Source organism: Rhizobium anhuiense, from assembly GCF_003985145.1.
Taxonomy (GTDB): Bacteria; Pseudomonadota; Alphaproteobacteria; order Rhizobiales; family Rhizobiaceae; genus Rhizobium; species Rhizobium anhuiense.
The window spans coordinates 613,719-629,358 of sequence record NZ_ML133522.1; the positions used below are offsets into that span (position 1 = coordinate 613,719).

At 59.2% G+C, this 15,640-nt stretch carries 12 protein-coding genes and 1 pseudogene; 1 reads left to right on the forward strand and 12 read right to left on the reverse strand.

The window, feature by feature from the left end; all coding sequences use genetic code 11:
- The first annotated feature begins 92 nt into the window (after positions 1 to 92).
- Positions 93 to 2,876 carry a bifunctional diguanylate cyclase/phosphodiesterase gene (locus tag EEQ99_RS09085; RefSeq protein ID WP_127430259.1) on the forward strand — a complete coding sequence of 928 codons (2,784 nt, stop codon included), beginning with the start codon at positions 93 to 95 and terminating at the stop codon, positions 2,874 to 2,876.
- A gap of 132 nt (positions 2,877 to 3,008) precedes the next feature.
- Here the strand turns inward: EEQ99_RS09085 and EEQ99_RS09090 are convergent, their stop codons facing one another.
- The 12 genes and pseudogenes from EEQ99_RS09090 to EEQ99_RS09145 form a co-directional block, all read right to left on the reverse strand.
- Positions 3,009 to 3,656 (reverse strand): hypothetical protein, encoded by a 648-nt coding sequence (locus EEQ99_RS09090; protein WP_097542240.1) that lies wholly within the window; start codon positions 3,654 to 3,656, stop codon positions 3,009 to 3,011.
- Positions 3,657 to 3,982: 326 nt separating this feature from the next.
- A pseudogene (locus EEQ99_RS09095) lies at positions 3,983 to 4,093 on the reverse strand (GFA family protein); the annotation flags it as partial.
- Positions 4,093 to 4,431 (reverse strand): slr1659 superfamily regulator, encoded by a 339-nt coding sequence (locus EEQ99_RS09100; protein ID WP_028756789.1) that lies wholly within the window; start codon positions 4,429 to 4,431, stop codon positions 4,093 to 4,095. The gene EEQ99_RS09100 and the pseudogene EEQ99_RS09095, both read right to left, overlap by 1 nt.
- Positions 4,432 to 4,438: 7 nt before the next feature.
- Positions 4,439 to 4,999, reverse strand: coding sequence for a slr1658 superfamily regulator (locus tag EEQ99_RS09105; protein WP_028758184.1), 561 nt, complete (start codon positions 4,997 to 4,999; stop codon positions 4,439 to 4,441).
- A 4-nt stretch (positions 5,000 to 5,003) separates the two neighbouring features.
- Positions 5,004 to 7,361: a SpoIIE family protein phosphatase gene (locus EEQ99_RS09110; RefSeq protein ID WP_047610644.1), complete on the reverse strand. Its 2,358-nt coding sequence runs from the start codon at positions 7,359 to 7,361 to the stop codon at positions 5,004 to 5,006.
- Positions 7,361 to 8,533: a class I SAM-dependent methyltransferase gene (locus EEQ99_RS09115; protein WP_047610642.1), complete on the reverse strand. Its 1,173-nt coding sequence runs from the start codon at positions 8,531 to 8,533 to the stop codon at positions 7,361 to 7,363. Before EEQ99_RS09115 ends, EEQ99_RS09110 begins: the two co-directional genes overlap by 1 nt.
- Positions 8,530 to 9,039, reverse strand: a complete 510-nt coding sequence (locus tag EEQ99_RS09120) for a hypothetical protein (RefSeq protein WP_127430260.1) — start codon at positions 9,037 to 9,039, stop codon at positions 8,530 to 8,532. Before EEQ99_RS09120 ends, EEQ99_RS09115 begins: the two co-directional genes overlap by 4 nt.
- Before the next feature lie 57 nt (positions 9,040 to 9,096).
- Entirely contained in the window at positions 9,097 to 10,749 is a 1,653-nt protein-coding gene (locus EEQ99_RS09125) for a putative bifunctional diguanylate cyclase/phosphodiesterase (protein ID WP_047610640.1), read from the reverse strand.
- A 213-nt stretch (positions 10,750 to 10,962) separates the two neighbouring features.
- The gene (locus EEQ99_RS09130; RefSeq protein ID WP_127430261.1) at positions 10,963 to 11,967 is read right to left on the reverse strand and encodes a C-terminal binding protein; all 1,005 of its coding nucleotides are present in this window, start codon (positions 11,965 to 11,967) and stop codon (positions 10,963 to 10,965) included.
- Between the two features lie 37 nt (positions 11,968 to 12,004).
- Complete coding sequence (locus tag EEQ99_RS09135) at positions 12,005 to 12,982, reverse strand: ketopantoate reductase family protein (RefSeq protein WP_127430262.1); 978 nt, start codon at positions 12,980 to 12,982, stop codon at positions 12,005 to 12,007.
- Positions 12,983 to 13,059: 77 nt separating this feature from the next.
- On the reverse strand, positions 13,060 to 14,241 hold the full coding sequence (locus tag EEQ99_RS09140; protein WP_127430263.1) for an acyl-CoA dehydrogenase family protein: 1,182 nt from the start codon (positions 14,239 to 14,241) through the stop codon (positions 13,060 to 13,062).
- A 114-nt stretch (positions 14,242 to 14,355) separates the two neighbouring features.
- Positions 14,356 to 15,459: an LLM class flavin-dependent oxidoreductase gene (locus EEQ99_RS09145; RefSeq protein ID WP_097542243.1), complete on the reverse strand. Its 1,104-nt coding sequence runs from the start codon at positions 15,457 to 15,459 to the stop codon at positions 14,356 to 14,358.
- Positions 15,460 to 15,640: the final 181 nt, after the last annotated feature.

The following is a 15,640-nucleotide window of genomic DNA, read 5'->3' on the forward strand; positions in this document are numbered from 1 at the left end:
AACACCCGCCTTTCCCGCCAGCCGCCCACTCCACTTCAACCTTCCTTAAGCGCCCGCCCCATAGCGTGCCCCTCAAATCGAGGGCCTATTCCATGTTCACCGTTCTGACGTGCGTCACCGAGCAGCATAATCTCACGCTGGTCGGTCTCGCGGGTTTGATCTGCTTTCTCGCCAGCCTTTGCGCGATGGTTCTGCTCGATCGGGCGATGTCTTCCGATGGCGCTGCCCGGTGGGTGTGGATCGGGACGGCGGGGGCGGCTGGGGGTTTTGGGATCTGGGCGACGCATTTCGTTGCGATGCTGGCTTATGACCCCGGCGTCGTCGTGGGTTATCATGCTGGCTTGACGCTGATTTCGCTGCTGGTCGCGATCGTCGCGACGACGGGCGCGATCGCGGCCAAGATCGCCTATACCAGGTGGACGGCGAATATTCTGGCGGGCGTGCTCTTCGGCGCCGGCATCGGGTCGATGCATTTTTCCGGAATGCTCGCCATCGAATTCCCGGGAGCGATCTCATGGGATAGCGGGTTCGTGACGGCCTCGTTCGCTCTCGGCATCGTCTTTTCGGTCGCGGCCTTTCGGTTTGCGGTCAGGGGCGAGCGGTCGCTTCTCGGCGGGCTCGCGCCGACGCTTCTGTTGACATCAGGTGTCGTCGCGCTGCATTTCACCGCGATGGCGGGTGTCACCGTCACGCCTGGCATTGTGGCGCTCGATCCCGCGACGCTGCTTTCGCCTGCGATCATGGTGGTGACGATCGCCGCCGTCACCTTTTCGCTGCTGGCGGCGGGTTTTGCGGCGGCCATTTTCGCCGTGCGCTCGGAGGCCAAGACCGCCAAGGCGGAGCGCAATTTCAAGCTGCTGGTGCAGGGCGTCACCGACTACGCCATCTATATGCTCGATCCCGACGGCAAGGTCAGCAACTGGAATGCCGGGGCCGAGCGCGCCAAGGGCTATCGCGCCGAGGAGATAGTCGGCAAGGATTTCTCGCTGTTCTATTCGGCGGAAGATTGCCGGAACGGCCTGCCGCAGCGGGCGCTCGCGACCGCCCGCACCGAGGGCAAGTTCGAGGCGCAGGGCTGGCGCTATCGCAAGGACGGCTCCTCCTTCTGGGCCTATGTCGTCATCGACCCGATCTACGACGAGATCGGAGCGCTGATCGGCTATGCGAAGATCACCAAGGACAACAGCAAGCAGAAGACGGATGCCGACCGGATCGAGGAGGTCAGCCGCAATCTCGATGTCGCGCTCGAAAACATGGGGCAGGGCATCTGCATGTTCGATGCGGATGAGCGCCTGGTGCTGTGCAACAAGCGCTATCTCGAAATCTTCAAATTTCCCGAAGGGTCGGTGCGTCCGGGAATGTACTACAGGGAGATCGTCGAGGTCGGTTATGCCGCCCACGCCGAGACCCCTGCGGAAGCGGCGGCGCGGGCCGAGGCCCATTACATCAGGAACATGGCGCTGATCCGGGGCGGGGCCGGCAGTGCGGTTCACAAATATGCAAGCGGCATCTCTATCCAGCAGAATGTCAACATCCTGCCAAACGGCGGCTGGGTCGTGACCTTCGAGGATATCAGCGATCGCGTAAAGTCCGAGGAGCAGGTCGCCTTCCTGGCCAAGCACGACGCGCTGACGGGCCTGCCGAACCGGCTGGAGTTCGGCGAGCGCGTCTCCGAGGAAATGATGGTCGCCGACCGGCTGAGGGGCAGGGTTGCGGTCATCGGTATCGATCTCGACAAGTTCAAGGAGGTCAACGACCAGCATGGGCACGGCACCGGCGACTTGGTGCTTGTCGAATTGACGCGCCGTCTCGGCGAGGCACAGCAGGAGGGCGAATTCATCGCCCGCTTCGGCGGCGACGAGTTCGCCGCGACCAAGCGCTTCGACGATCTGAGCGCGCTCCACGATTTCATCGGCCGCCTGGAAGGCGCGCTGACCGGAATGGTTTCCGTCGACGGCTTCGAGATCAAGACCGGCGCCAGCCTCGGCCTCGCCATCTATCCCGGCGATGCGGAGAGCGTGGACGGGCTTCTCGCCAATGCCGACCTAGCCATGTACCGGGCCAAGCAATCGCTGCTGCAGAAAGTCTGCTTCTACGAGGCTGCCATGGACGAGACCGCGCGCCGCCGTCGCGCGCTCGCCAACGATCTCTGGGCCTGCATCGACCGCGACGAGCTTCATCTGCATTATCAGGTGCAGAAATCGGTGCGGACGGGAGAGATCACCGGCTATGAAGTGCTGCTGCGCTGGCGCCATCACGAACGCGGCAACATCCCGCCCATGGATTTCATTGGCCTTGCCGAGGAATGCGGCGCGATCCTGCCGATCGGCGAATGGGTGCTGCGGGAAGCCTGCCGGGCGGCCGCGGGCTGGAACAGCGGCCACAAGATCGCCGTCAACCTCTCGCCGATCCAGCTCGGCCATGCCGACATGGCGGCCGTCATCTCAAGCATCCTCCTGGAGACCGGCCTCGATCCGCGACGCCTCGAAATCGAGATCACCGAAAGCTCTATCATCATCGACAAGGACAAGGCCCTGCGCACCATGCGGGAGATCAAGGCGCTCGGCGTCTCGATCGCGATCGACGATTTTGGCACCGGCTACTCGTCGTTGGAGACGCTGCGCGCCTTCCCCTTCGACAAGATCAAGCTCGACAAGAGCTTCATGGCCGAGGTCGAGAGCAACGCGCAATCCAAGGCGATTGTCCGGGCCATCCTGGCGCTCGGCCGCAGCCTGGAGGTTCCGGTGCTCGCCGAAGGCGTGGAAACGCAGGCGCAGCTCGATACGCTTTTCGAAGAGCAATGCGACGAGGCGCAGGGTTACCTGCTCGGAAGGCCGCAGGCGATGCGCGAGGCGGTGGCTGAGAAGGCGGCTTGAGGCATCGCCACGGCGTAGTGTTTCATGAGAAAAAAAGAGCATCTCCGTACTGAAACAAAACGGAAATGCTCTCTCGTAGTTTAGTGCGGAGCCATACTTGTCAGCTCCACACTGCTCGCACCTGTTTATAGGCTATTCCTCGGATGTCTCCGGCGCGGCGTTCTCCAGCGAAACGCGGATTTGATCGATCTTCCCGTTCGCCTCGCCAACCCCGAGGATGGACTTGGCTTCGGCCAAAACCGCCGGGCTGACCTGGCCGGTTTTCGTTGCGGAAGCCAATGCGTCCTCCAGCGCCTCGTCCCCCAATAGAGGGTCATCGGCGGCGGGCTCGATGCCATTGTCGAGTTCATACTGGGCATAAGCCATGGCATAGGCCGCGATGGCGGTCATGCGCGGGTCCGACGTATGCATCAGCGCCCTGTAATTTCGCTTCAGGGAGTTCAGGCCTGCCATCTGCGCCGACAGGTTCTTTTCTTTCGTGACGGTTTTGGTCCCATCAGCCTTCGTGGATTTGGACTTGCTTCCTGCGTCGGTGGATTTGCCTTTCACGCCTGAGGATTTAGAGCTGCCATGGGTTGAACCGCTACCCTGGTTGCCGTTGCCGTGACTGCCGCTATTTCCGTTGCCGCCGCCATGACCGCCCCCGTTGCCACCACCATTGCCCCCGCCGTTCCCACCGTCTTTTGCCAGCGCGGCAATGTCGATCCCGGCAATCGTAGCCGGGCTTGCTGCAAGAGCCAGCGAGAGCACGGCCAAGGACGCTAAGGTTGCTATCCGCATCATTTTCCTCCGAGTCAGATCATCAAGTGCGGTGCAACTGCACTGCATAGGGAGATGTGAGAGGTTAGACGCTGATTGCGTATCGCACATCGGCACGAGGTCCGACGTCGGTCGGGACTATGGTCCTAAACAAGTTGAAATATTTGATAAATCGACATCGTCAGCCAGGTTGGGCTGATGTGGCGACACGCCGTGAAAAGGGAGTAGGTGCTCGGCGTGGCTGAAGCAGCTGAACACCGGACGATCTTTTACCGGAACCTTGGAGCCGGCGATCCGCCGCCGGTCGATTTTTCGCAGTCGGCCGGAAGCTGAGACATCGCAGATTGTCAGAACCAAGGATTGCGTACGCAGCGTCCTTTGGATGGAGGGTCTTCAAACGTGTCCGCGCCGTCGAAATGATCGACAGGCAGATCCCGAACGAGAGGCGGCGGCGCAATCACCCCAGGCGTAAATCAATAAGCGGATGTAACTTCTTCAGGTTCGGCAGAGACTTAGCTTGCCAGGGATATTGATTGGTGCCTTTGATGACGAGCAGGAGATCGCCCATCTTTCTGGCTTCGATCGTCAGCTTGGCCAACAGATTTATGCCGGAGGAATTGAGGAACTCGAGACCCGTCAGGTTGAACGTCACCTGTTTGTGCCCCTCATGGAGCAGACCCGAAATCAATGAATAAATGGGCGCATAGGCGTCCGGTCCGGCCAGCCGGAATACGCCGTCGAAATATACCTGGTTTCTTTCCGCCCATACGCGGAAGTTTTCGTCGCTGATTTCCATTCTTCGCTCACAGATTGGAGGAGGGCGGCATCGCCACAGCTGCAGTCGTCGTCAGTATGATACGCTGGTCATTGTTCTCTTCGAATGCCCAAGCCATTTTTGCGTCGTAGTCGCTCAGCAGGGTGAGCAATCCCAAGCCCGAACCGCTCGTTGCCGATATGGCGTTGGTTTCGATTTGCTCAAGAAGAAGTTCCCCGGGATCTTTCGATTGGAGGCGATGCAGCAATTGCTGGAAGCGGGACGATGTCACGCCATCGATCGTGTTCTTCACCCTTATCAAAAAGGCTCCGTCGAATATGCCGGCTTCAATGAGGATCTCCCCAGGTTGTCGAAACTTGACGGCATTTTCAATCAGCTCATTGCTGAGATATCCGATGTCATGATGCGCCTGCGTGTAATCTTTCCTTGAACGTGAATAGGGCAGAGCCATGACTTCCGCTATGAAGTCCGCCGTCATTCCCGAGTGCTTCCATCCAAGCTGAAGAGGTCCATCGCTCAACGTGAGGCGAGTGGCCGAACCTAAGCTTATGCCCGCCAGAGATTCCTTGCCGTATACCGTTGGCGTCATTGTCTCACCTATGCCGCACTGCGAGAAGCGTGATGTCGTCGTAAATCTTCTGCGATCCGACAAAGCGCATCAATGCCGCTACAATTCCGGAAACGACTTTCTCAGCACTCTGATCCTTCAAGCGACGTGCTTCGCGGCAGAGACGTTCAATGCCAAAGAGTTCTCCCCCGTCGTTTGCTGCTTCTGTTACGCCGTCCGTATGCAAGAGTATGAGATCCCCCGTCGCGAACGCTATCTCACGGGTTTTGATGAACGCAGAAATATCGGCTTCCAGCCCGATCGGCATGCCCAGATCCATGGTGTCTATGCGCTCGACATCGCCGTTCGCCCGCACAATCACAACTTCCTCGTGTTGTCCTGATAGAATCATCTCTTTACCGTCGTAGTCAAGAAACGCCAGAGTGAGATGCTTGTCGATTTTGGTCCTGACGATATTTTTAAACAGGGCGCTGTTCAGGTCTGTGAGAAATTTGACGGCATCGGTGTTTCCGGCTTCCTGCAGGGCGCGGGCAACGGACTGAACCATCAGCATCAGCACGCCGCTTTCGAGCCCGTGTCCGGTGACGTCGCCGATGCCGATCTTCAACCGATTTCCGTTCTTCAATACGTCGTAATAATCGCCGCCGACTTCTTCGGCCGGCCTCATATAGGCGGCGATCTCGAGGGCTTGAAACTCCTCGAGCTCCTGATGCAGCGGAAGGACCATGAGCTGGATTCTCTCGGCGACGGCGAGCTCGGTTCCAAGACGTCGATTTTCTCGCTCGAGCTGTGCGTTCAGCGTCGAAATCTCTTCCTTTGCATCTTCGATTTGAGCAGTTCGCTCTTCGACGAGTTGCTCGAGATTTTCGGTGTGATAGCTGATCTGCTCAGCCATCCGATTGAATGCTTCGCCAGCCTCACCGACCTCATCTTTGCTCGCTATGGCCACCCTGACCGAATAGTCTTTCGCCTGAATCCGCTTGGCGGCATCTGCAAGTGCACTGATCCCGCCCGTTATTCGTTTCGAAGCCGCAAATACCGCGATCGTCACAACCAGCAGCGACAGTAAGATCGCGAGAATTTGGTAGAGCACGATCCGGTTCGTAGCCTCTGAAATCTTGGCCTGGGCCGCATAGAGCGAGGCTTCGATTTCTCGTTCGGGCACAACGACTCCAAGAGACATCGCCTCTTGCCGCACCGGGCCGCTGACCCAGAGATTGGTCGCAGGGAGCCTTTTGACGATAACGATATAGGGGACCTCGTTACCGTCCTGCTGCAACATCAAATGTTGGATGCCCTGTTCGCGGTCAAGGGCCAGTTTTGCGATCGCAGGCTGGGCGCTTCCCTTCAGGGAGCGCTCCAGTCCAGTCACTCCGGCTCCGCTCGCATCGCTCGCAGAACGCAGACCGAGAGTTTTTTCGCCTGTGCTGTTGATCGCCACAACATTTCCGTCGGACATTGCGAGAAATCCAAAGCCGGACTGGGCCACTTTCACATTTTCAACAGTTTGCGCGAGCTGGTCGAGTGTGATGTCAGCACCGGCCGTCCCGGCGACATCCTTCCTGTCGGCGGTCCACAATGGCTGAAAGAAAGAAACGATCAGTTTCCCGGTAATGGCGTCCGTATATGGCGCCGTCTGTGTTATATCGTCCGCGACCGGCCGCGTTTTCATGTCCTTGGCCCAGCCCTGCCAGGACTCGTAAAGTCCGGGAAAAAAGAAGTCCCAGAAATTGGCCTCGTTGTGTCCGGGATAAAGGCGGTCGAAGGTCTGAGCCTGGTCGGTGTAGGGCGCCGTCCTGAAGATTGGGCGTTCTTTCGAGCCGATGAAATACATCTGCAGCTTCGAAGCACCGCGCTGCAGCAGGCTCGGCGCAACAAGGTCGAGAACCGCGCTGGTCTGGATATCGCTCTGGACGTCGGGCCTTGGCTGATGGTCTTGTCCGAGCAAGTAACCCCAAACGCTCACAACCGAGGCGGAGCCCGGAGCGTTCTGAGACCAGTTCGTCTTCTGATCGTAGGACAGGCTGACGCTGCCGGGAGATGTGCGAGCGATCGCCGCGCCGACGTCGGAATTGCGCGCGGGATCGTCGATCTGCGCCTGGAGCACCCCTGCCAAGGTGCCGACGTCGTTATGAACCTGCCGCAGGAGCAAACTTACCTGCGCCGCGGTCGAATCAGCATATGTGCGAATGTATTCCTGGCTTGCCGCTTCAAGACCTTGGCCGACTTCGAGGGTTGCGTCGCGCGACAGTCTCTGAACGTTCCAAAGCGCCAGTCCACCGCTGACCAGCAAGTCAAAGAGAACGGCTCCACCGACGACCAGGATGAACTTTGCCCGAAATGAGCCCAGTCTTGCCGGTCTTTTCGATGAGCGTGCGTCCATCACAGCGGCTTTCGCCCGGAGGCCGCCCAGATGGGCCAGCCCGCATAACCCTTGGGGTGAAGAGCGGCAAAGACATGATCCTTGAATCCCTGCCGGAACCTGCGAATGAAATCTATTGAGTCGCCCCGCCGGACGGCCATCTCACCGGCGTAGACATTTTCCCAAGCTTCGATGACGTCTGCGAAGTCTTGGGGATCGCCGTCGAGGTTCGTCACCATAAAACAATCCACCTTGATGTTGTCGAAGCCTGCATCGGCAAGGAGATGGCGGCTTTTCGGCCCCATCTCGACATCCATGTCGAAGTGGCTGAACAGTTTGGCGACCTCCTCGTAAGTCCATTTTATCGTGTCAGCATGTGGCTCCCCAAGGCAATGAGAATTTTTTTCGTTGGTGATGTAGACGCGGCCGCCAGGCTTACAGATGCGGTAAAGCTCCCGCAGGAGCATCTCGGGACGGTTGAAAATCTGCAGCGAATGACGGCAGGTCACAAAGTCGAATTGATTGTCTCGCAGCAACATTTGCGAGGCGTCGCCATAGGTGTACTCGATTCCCTGTAGATCGAAGTCGGTAGCGACCCTGCGCGCATATTCGAGGCTGCGCACCGAATGATCCAGCGCGACAAGGCGTGCCGGTTTGAATTCCCGTTGAACCAAGGCCGCGAAATCACCTATTCCACAACAGATATCGGCGATGGCAAGACCGTTACGCAGGCCGTGGCGCGGCAGCAGTTCGCGTTCATGTCGCCATGTCATTTTCGTCTGGGTGCGGAGAATGGGAATGAAAGTCTCATCCTCGACAAAGCTCTGGCCCGGATAGAATGCCGAATCGTAGACCTCGACCGACAAGTTTGGTTGTGACGCCGCAAGCGTTTGGAATAACGAGGTCGACCATGCCACCACGCTTGACGTAATGATGACGATCTTCCGTTCCGGCCTGGCCCGGCAGGTTGCCGCGAGGACATCCGACAGGGCAGAGAAGGCAGTCATGTTGATATGCGTCAGACGTTTGACGTTGAGGTAAACGACCCCGCCGTATTTTTCCAAACTTTGCTGCACCAGTTCGAGAGCATCGCCAATCTCAGCGGCACTTTCGGGCCGCATCTTGCCAGACAGCACCAGCTCCTGATTTGTCGGATCAAAATAAACCGTGAAGGGTCGTAGCAGCAGGTTCATCGGAAGTCCTCGGCCGAGGGGAAATCCGCAATGATTTGAATCCCTTGTCCGCCGTCTTTCTCAATTCGGATAGCGGCGCGGAATATTGTTGCCAAATCGCTGAGCAAAACCGTCCCATCGGATTTCATGACCAAGTATCCAGACTCGGTATCGGGGACAGGCAGATATTCGCCTGATCTCGCACCCGTTTGTTTGCGGCCAAATGCTTCCTCGTTGGGAAACGCAATTCTCAGCCGATTGAATGCTGCGCTCCGATAGAGACTGAAACGTATCCTTCCCAGCTCACCCGTTGAACGGAAAGCGAGTTCAATGAGCTCGTTGGCTGCGACGGAAAGAAAGTTCGAATATCGAGCGGGATCGTTGTGACCCTGGCCGAGAATGTCGGAGAGATATTCCGTGATCCTGTCGCAAAACTGCCATCGCGATTTGAACATGGCGGTATTCATTTCCAGCGATACCATCGGCGCAAATGCATGGTCATCGAAGCGAGATGCTTCCTTTTCCACTACACCCTCCATTCGTTTGTCCGGGGCGTCAGGTTGATTCCGAAAATCGATTGTTCACTATGATAGCGCGTGGCTCAGGGATGTTTCGGCTCTGGCGAGGAACTCGCCAATTGCCTCGATCGGAAGCGGCCTGCTGACCAAGTAGCCTTGAAGCCTGTCGCAGCCCACGCCGCGCAACCATTCCGCCTGACCTGGCGTCTCGACCCCTTCCGCTGTCACCTGCATGTCGAGGTCATGGGCGAGGTTCACGATGCAGCGGACGATTGCCTGGCTTTTCAGATCGCTTTCGAGATCGGTGATGAAGTATTTGTCGATTTTGATCGTGTCGAAAGGGAATGTCTTCAGATAGCTGAGCGAAGAATATTCGGTGCCGAAGTCATCAAGCGAGATTCGTATCCCCAGCACGTTGAGCGTATTCAGGGTGTCGATGTTGTTGACGGTCCGCTCGAGCAGCACGCTTTCGGTTATCTCAAGCTCCAGACGGTCGGGCGGCAAGCCGACCAGGTCGAGCGTCTGGGAGACCCGATCGGTAAGGCCGCTGGTCAGGAATTCGGCCGCCGATAAATTGACGGCAACGATGTAGTTCTGCGGCCACTTCATCGCCTCGCGGCATGCCTGCTCTAAAACCCACGCTCCTATTTCCGGCATCATTCCATCGGCCTCGGCCATCGGAATAAATGCCGCCGGTGAAATTTTTCCAAGCAGGGGATGGTGCCATCTCAGCAATGCTTCAAAGCCGACAACGCAGCCGCCCTCTGAGATGGGTTGGTATTCGACAGAGAACTGCTGCTGGGCCAAGGCCATGCGAAGGCTGCGGCGCAGCAGTTCGCGTTGCTCCAGCGATTCAAGCATCGAGGGATCAAATGCTTTTGCCCGGCCGCGCCCGTCTTTCTTCGCGGCATAGAGCGCGAGATCGGACGCCTTCATCAGTTGCTCCGGACTTGCACCGTCCGATGGCGCGGTGGAAATGCCGATGCTGGTACCAACAAATACGGCAATGCCATCTATCGTGAAGGGCTTTTTGAATTCGGCAACCAGAACTTCTGCTAGCCACTGCCCCTTGGCCGGATGTCCCGAGCCCATGGAAATAACGGTGAATTCGTCACCCGCAAGTCGATAGGCTCTGTCATCGCTGGTCAGGCAGCCTTGAATACGCCTTGCCGCAAATTGAAGAACCTTGTCGCCGGCCGGATGCCCAAGCGTGTCGTTCACGGGCTTGAAATCGTCGAGGTCGAGCTGCATCAAAGACAGGGTCTCGTTCGCGCCTGCGGCCTCCTGCAGCAATACTGTGAGGTCCTCGCTGAACTGTCGTCGGTTCGGCAGTCCGGTCAGGGGATCATGGGTCGCCAGGTGCAGAAGGGTTGCACGCTCATCATCGAGACTTTCCTCGGAGCGCACCACGGCAAACAGATCTCCGATCCGATAGATCGTCAGTCCGCGCGATCCCGGCTCGCCAAGATCGCCCGATATTCGCAAAGGCTGTGCACTGTCACCCAGGGAACGTAACGCAAGCGTAATCGCCGACTGGTCCAGTTCCGGAAAATGCTCCCAAAAGGACGCTGCTGGTTTGACAGAAGCAGGCAGCTCATTGCCCAGCAAATTCTCGACGGGATTGAGATCGCGGTCAAAGAACAAAAGTCGGTCGATCGAACTCGAAGCCTCTGCCTCTGTTTTTCCGAGGGCCGAGTGGGCCGCACGAATTTTCCGCATGTCCGAGGCTCTCCCTTGCTGAATGTCCTAACCAGATATTGTAGCAGTTTGACTCCCACACAACTTGTGCACGCTAAGATTTACATTAGGCATTTCTGATTAACAATCCCCAACCGCAGCATTGAGATACACTTATGTCACGGATAAAAAGAAGCAATCGATCACCTGTCTTGCCCGCGCCTGCACTGGGATAAGCAGGACCACAGGAGGCCGTCAGGCGGTGATCCGATTTCGGAGCCTGCCTTCATCGAGCAATATTCTGACCGTCCGCGCTGCGTTTTGGCGCATCTCGACCGCGGCGTGATCGGAGTAAAAGGCATTGTGCGGGGTTATCACCAACCGTCCCGCGAGCCAGTCTTCACGTTTGCGCCAGGCCGAAAGCAGCGGATGGTCGCCCGGCGGTTCCTGCATCAGCGTGTCAATCGCGGCCGCTGCCAGGTGGCCGCTTCTGAGGGACGCTTCAAGCGCATCGAGATCGTCAATAAGTTCGCCGCGCGCCGTATTGACCAAAATGGCTCCGGGTTTCATCCGGGCAAGTCCGTTGGCGTCGAGCATGCCGCGTGTCTCCTCCGTGGCTGGACAGTGGAGCGTGAGGATATCCGAGCGCGCGAAAAGATCGCCCGCATTGTCGACACGCTCGTATCCCATCGCCTTTTCGTGACCAGGCGGTTGGCCGGGATCATAGCCGAGGATGCGAAAGCCGAAGGGCTTCAGGCGGTTGACGACCGCCGTTCCGATCCGTCCGACACCGACGACGCCCACAGTGGCCCGGTTTGAACGGGAAAGCGGCTTGAGGCTGTGGACTTGCCATCCGGATCGATAGCCACGGGCGCGGGCATCATGTTCCCAGAGCCGTCTTTGCAGGGACAGGATCATCGCGACCGCGTGGTCGGCAACTTCCTCGGTGCCATAATCCGGGTTGTTGGCGAAGGGGATGCCGGCGGCCGCCAAGGCCTCGATATCGATCTTCTCGTAACCGACGCCGTAACGCACGACGCCCCGGCAGCGGGTCAAATGCGCGATGCTTCGCGGCCCGAGCCGTGCGCCCCAGACCATCAGGGCATCGAGCCGGGCGAGGCGATCGGCAGCGAAAAGCGTTTCATCCGTGGTGGCGAAGAAGTCGATCTCGACATCCTGGCCGAGCACCTCGGCCTCGAGGTCCGGAGAGCCGATCATGTGGTCGGTGATTCCGACCACATATTTTCTCTGTTCTGTCATTCGGAGGAAGAGCCGCCTTGAATTGTTGATCCCTTGGTCATGCCAACCGTCCCACCTCTTCAATGCTCAGCGAACCCGGCTTGCCTCCATCGCGTGCGAGTTTTGCCGCCGCTCGTTGAAAGGCCGCGTTGAGGGGTGCGGCCACGCCGTGAAGACGTCCGAGCCGCACGATCTCACCGTTCAGGTAGTCAACTTCACTTGACGTGCCGCGCACGAAGCTCTGCCATGTCGATTGCTGGCCGCGTTCGATGCCGCTGTCTTCGGCGACGCGCCAGCCTGATATGTCGATCGCCCGTTCCGAAGGGGCCGCCAGATCGTATCCCGCCGCCTTCAGGACGGTGCGCGCTTCTTCTGCCAATTCGGCGCCGGCTTTTGCGCGCACCTCCGGTGTGCCGGCGAAAAGCTCGACTGCGTTAGTCGCATTGTGCTGCAGTTTGGCGGCCTTCCAGCGGCGGATGTCTGCACGCGCTTCGGCCAGATATCCCGCCTTCGTCAGGTCGGAGACAACAGCCGATGCGGTATCGTCCAATCCGTGCGGATAGCGTCCGAGCGTGACAATGCCGACATTCGGTTCACCGCCGACGACGACCTCACCGGTCACGGTATAGCGCGCGGGAATGAGAATACTGGCCGCATAAACACGATGGAAGCGTCGCAGCGCGATATCCTCGGCCGCCAGCCCGTTTTGGAGCGTGACCAGCGGCAGATCGGATGCGAGACCTGCGCCATCCACATCGCGCCAGGCCCAGAAATCGGTTGCCGCTTCGACATCCTGCGCCTTGACTGTGAGGATCAGGATATCGTCCGGCTTCAGAACGGGCGGCGTTGCGGTGTCGACCGCATTGAGCTGAACCACCCGGGTTTCCCTCGGGCGGCGATAGGAAAGGCCATGGGCGGCGATATGAGCGATCTGAGCGCCGCGTCCCACCAGAACGTAAGGAATGTCGTGGGTTTCGAACTCGGCGGCAAGGCTTGCGCCGACCGCGCCGGCGCCGATGATGATGTAGCGTGTCATGTTCGTCCACTGCGAGTTGGCCGGGGGGCCGAAGGGGAAGGTGGGAAGGTCATCAGGTGAGGTCCGTCCCCGTCGCGTCAGGCTGTTTTAAGGACGGGGACGCCTGTCGAATAGCTCGATAGGGCGGTCTCATCCCGGTTCCACCGGTCGAAGGCGGCGCGCCCCAGAATGGAAATCGATACGTCTTCCTGCGGAGCATGGACGAGCACGGACTGGATGTCCCGGAAATGCCGTTCAAGCCCCAGGTCGGCGCTCAGGCCCGGATTGCCGATGCCGCGCACCGCGATCTGGACTGCCTCGCGCAACTGCCGGCCGGCAATGAGCCGGGCTCTTATGAATTTTTCCGCGTCACTTTGGCCGGCTTCGAGCGCGCCAAAAATGATCTGGCGGGCGCCGGAGACAAGCAGGTCGATTTCGCCCGAAAGCGTCACGAAACGCTCCGTGCGGGCAATGGGATGGCCGAGATTGGTCGGCACCCGCTCATGCGCGAAGCGGATGAAGGCGGCCTGCGCGGCTTCCGCCACGCCGAGATAGAGCGCGGTCAGCGCCAGCGTGAGCGCCGCATGGGCGCGATTGTCCTGTTGGGCAACTGTGGCGTCGGTGAGATCAAGCACGTCCTCTGCCGGGATCTCGACGTCGGTATATTCGACGTCGTGCGAACCTGTGGCGCGCATGCCGAGGCTGCTCCAGTTTTCGATCACGCGAATGCCAGGCAGTCCATTCGGCACGACGAAGGTTCCAACCCGCGTTGGGGTTTCATCGGTATGCGCCCAGACGAGGAAATGCGTGAGACCATCCGCGCCGGTGACGAAGCGCTTGCGACCGGTGATCGACCAGCCGTTGGCCGTGCGGCGGGCGCGCGTTGCCGGCAGACCGCCGCGCGCCGGCGACCCCAGTTCCGGCTCGACGCGGGCGGCGTTGAGCAGCAGCGGACGCTGCTTTCCCTCCGCCAGCAGCCTGATGTAGAGATCTTCCGGCCAATGGTTTTTTCCGGCCTGGCCGAGATGGTTGAAAATTGTCATGGCGCTGATGAGCGCGACCGACGGATCGCCTCGCCCGAGGGCGGCTAGGATGTGAGCCGTGTCGGCAAGGTTGGCACCTCCTCCGCCGTAGCGGACGGCGACAGTGCTTTCCAGAAGGCCGCTTTCATGAACGGCACGAATGCCCGTCCATGGAAACTGACCGGTACGATCCGCTTCCGGAGCGGCCTCGGCTAGAACCCGCGCGGTTGCGTTCAGGACGCTTGTGTCATGGGGCATGTCGTTGAAGCCTTCTGATGGAAGCCCGAGCGATATCCTCCGACGCGATGAAGACAGCGTCGCCTGCTCGTTCTGGGATTGAATGCATGGTCCAACCGTACCGGACCGTGATCATCAGGCGGCCGTCTTCTTTTTGGTCTCTTCTCGCTCGCGGATGCCGTCACGCACCAGCGGCAGGATGTAGCGGCCATAATCGACGGCATCGTTGTAATTGTCGTAGCCGCGGATCGAGATCAGGTCGGCACCAAGATCGATATAATCGAGGATGGAATCAGCGATGGTGCGTGGCGAACCCACCAGCGCGGTGGTGGCGCCGCTGGCATTGGTGGCGGTTACTGTCGGATACCACAGGGCGCGGTCCTGCACATGGCCGCGTGCAGCAATGTCCAGCAGCCGCTGAGAGCCAACATTGGCCGGACGCGGAGCCGAAAGCGGCGCACGGCTCAAACCTTTCTCGCGGTTCTCGTTCAGCCGGTCCAGAACCTTATGTGCCTTCGCCCAGGCCAATTCGTCGGTCTCGGCCACGATCGGCCGGAAGGTGACCCAGATGCGCGGGCGATCCGTGCGGCCAGCCTTGGCGGCTTCGTCGTAAATCCGGTCGATCTGCTGCTTGGTTTCAGCAAGCGGCTCACCCCATAGGCCGAAGATATCGCACAGCGAACCGCCGATCCGGTAAGCCGCATCCGACGAGCCGCCGAGCGAGATGGGGATGAGGCCCCTGGTGGGACGCACGGCGCTGCGGAACTGCTTGAACTGATAATACTTCCCATCGAAATCAAAGGGTTCGGTCGACGTCCAGGCCAGACGCAAGATGCGAATATATTCCTCCTGCCGCTCGTAACGCTCTTCCTTATTGAGGAAGTCGCCTTCACGCGCCTGCTCCTCGTCGCTGCCGCCGGCGATGAAGTGAACGACGACGCGCCCGCCGCTCAACTGATCGAGCGTCGCCAACGATTTCGCCGCAACCGTCGGATAGACCGTGTTCGGACGTAGGGCGACGATGATGCTGAGCTTTTTCGTATGTGCGAGGATCGTCGCTCCAAGCGTGAACGGATCGAAGGAGGACGAGGAATAGGGGATCAGCGTGTAGTTGAAGCCGTAATCGTCGAGCGCCCGTGCGTATCGCTCCAGAAAACGCGCATCGACCGGCGCGTCGGGAATAGGGTTGAGGTCATTGGAGGCATTGGCGAAGCTTGCGCTGATGAATTCCGTGGCCATGTGAGCGTTTCTCCCGGGGTTGCCGAACATGCCTTCACGTTATGGCGTGACAAATCCCATAGGAAGACAGGTCTTTCTTTTTCTACTAAAACTGTAGAAAATATTCGCGCGTCGCAGCCTGGTGGGGAAGAGTTGGTCACCTTCTCCATTGAAAACCCTGATGGCTGCTCCAGCCGCAATG

What these genes read in the sequence shown, in the direction of transcription:
- EEQ99_RS09145 (WP_097542243.1), bottom strand. Translation starts at nt 15,459, where the DNA reads ATGGCCACGGAATTCATCAGCGCAAGCTTCGCCAATGCCTCCAATGAC.
- EEQ99_RS09100 (WP_028756789.1), bottom strand. Translation starts at nt 4,431, where the DNA reads ATGGAAATCAGCGACGAAAACTTCCGCGTATGGGCGGAAAGAAACCAG.
- EEQ99_RS09115 (WP_047610642.1), bottom strand. Translation starts at nt 8,533, where the DNA reads ATGAACCTGCTGCTACGACCCTTCACGGTTTATTTTGATCCGACAAAT.
- EEQ99_RS09105 (WP_028758184.1), bottom strand. Translation starts at nt 4,999, where the DNA reads ATGACGCCAACGGTATACGGCAAGGAATCTCTGGCGGGCATAAGCTTA.
- EEQ99_RS09090 (WP_097542240.1), bottom strand. Translation starts at nt 3,656, where the DNA reads ATGCGGATAGCAACCTTAGCGTCCTTGGCCGTGCTCTCGCTGGCTCTT.
- EEQ99_RS09110 (WP_047610644.1), bottom strand. Translation starts at nt 7,361, where the DNA reads ATGGACGCACGCTCATCGAAAAGACCGGCAAGACTGGGCTCATTTCGG.
- EEQ99_RS09140 (WP_127430263.1), bottom strand. Translation starts at nt 14,241, where the DNA reads ATGCCCCATGACACAAGCGTCCTGAACGCAACCGCGCGGGTTCTAGCC.
- EEQ99_RS09135 (WP_127430262.1), bottom strand. Translation starts at nt 12,982, where the DNA reads ATGACACGCTACATCATCATCGGCGCCGGCGCGGTCGGCGCAAGCCTT.
- EEQ99_RS09130 (WP_127430261.1), bottom strand. Translation starts at nt 11,967, where the DNA reads ATGACAGAACAGAGAAAATATGTGGTCGGAATCACCGACCACATGATC.
- EEQ99_RS09125 (WP_047610640.1), bottom strand. Translation starts at nt 10,749, where the DNA reads ATGCGGAAAATTCGTGCGGCCCACTCGGCCCTCGGAAAAACAGAGGCA.
- EEQ99_RS09085 (WP_127430259.1), top strand. Translation starts at nt 93, where the DNA reads ATGTTCACCGTTCTGACGTGCGTCACCGAGCAGCATAATCTCACGCTG.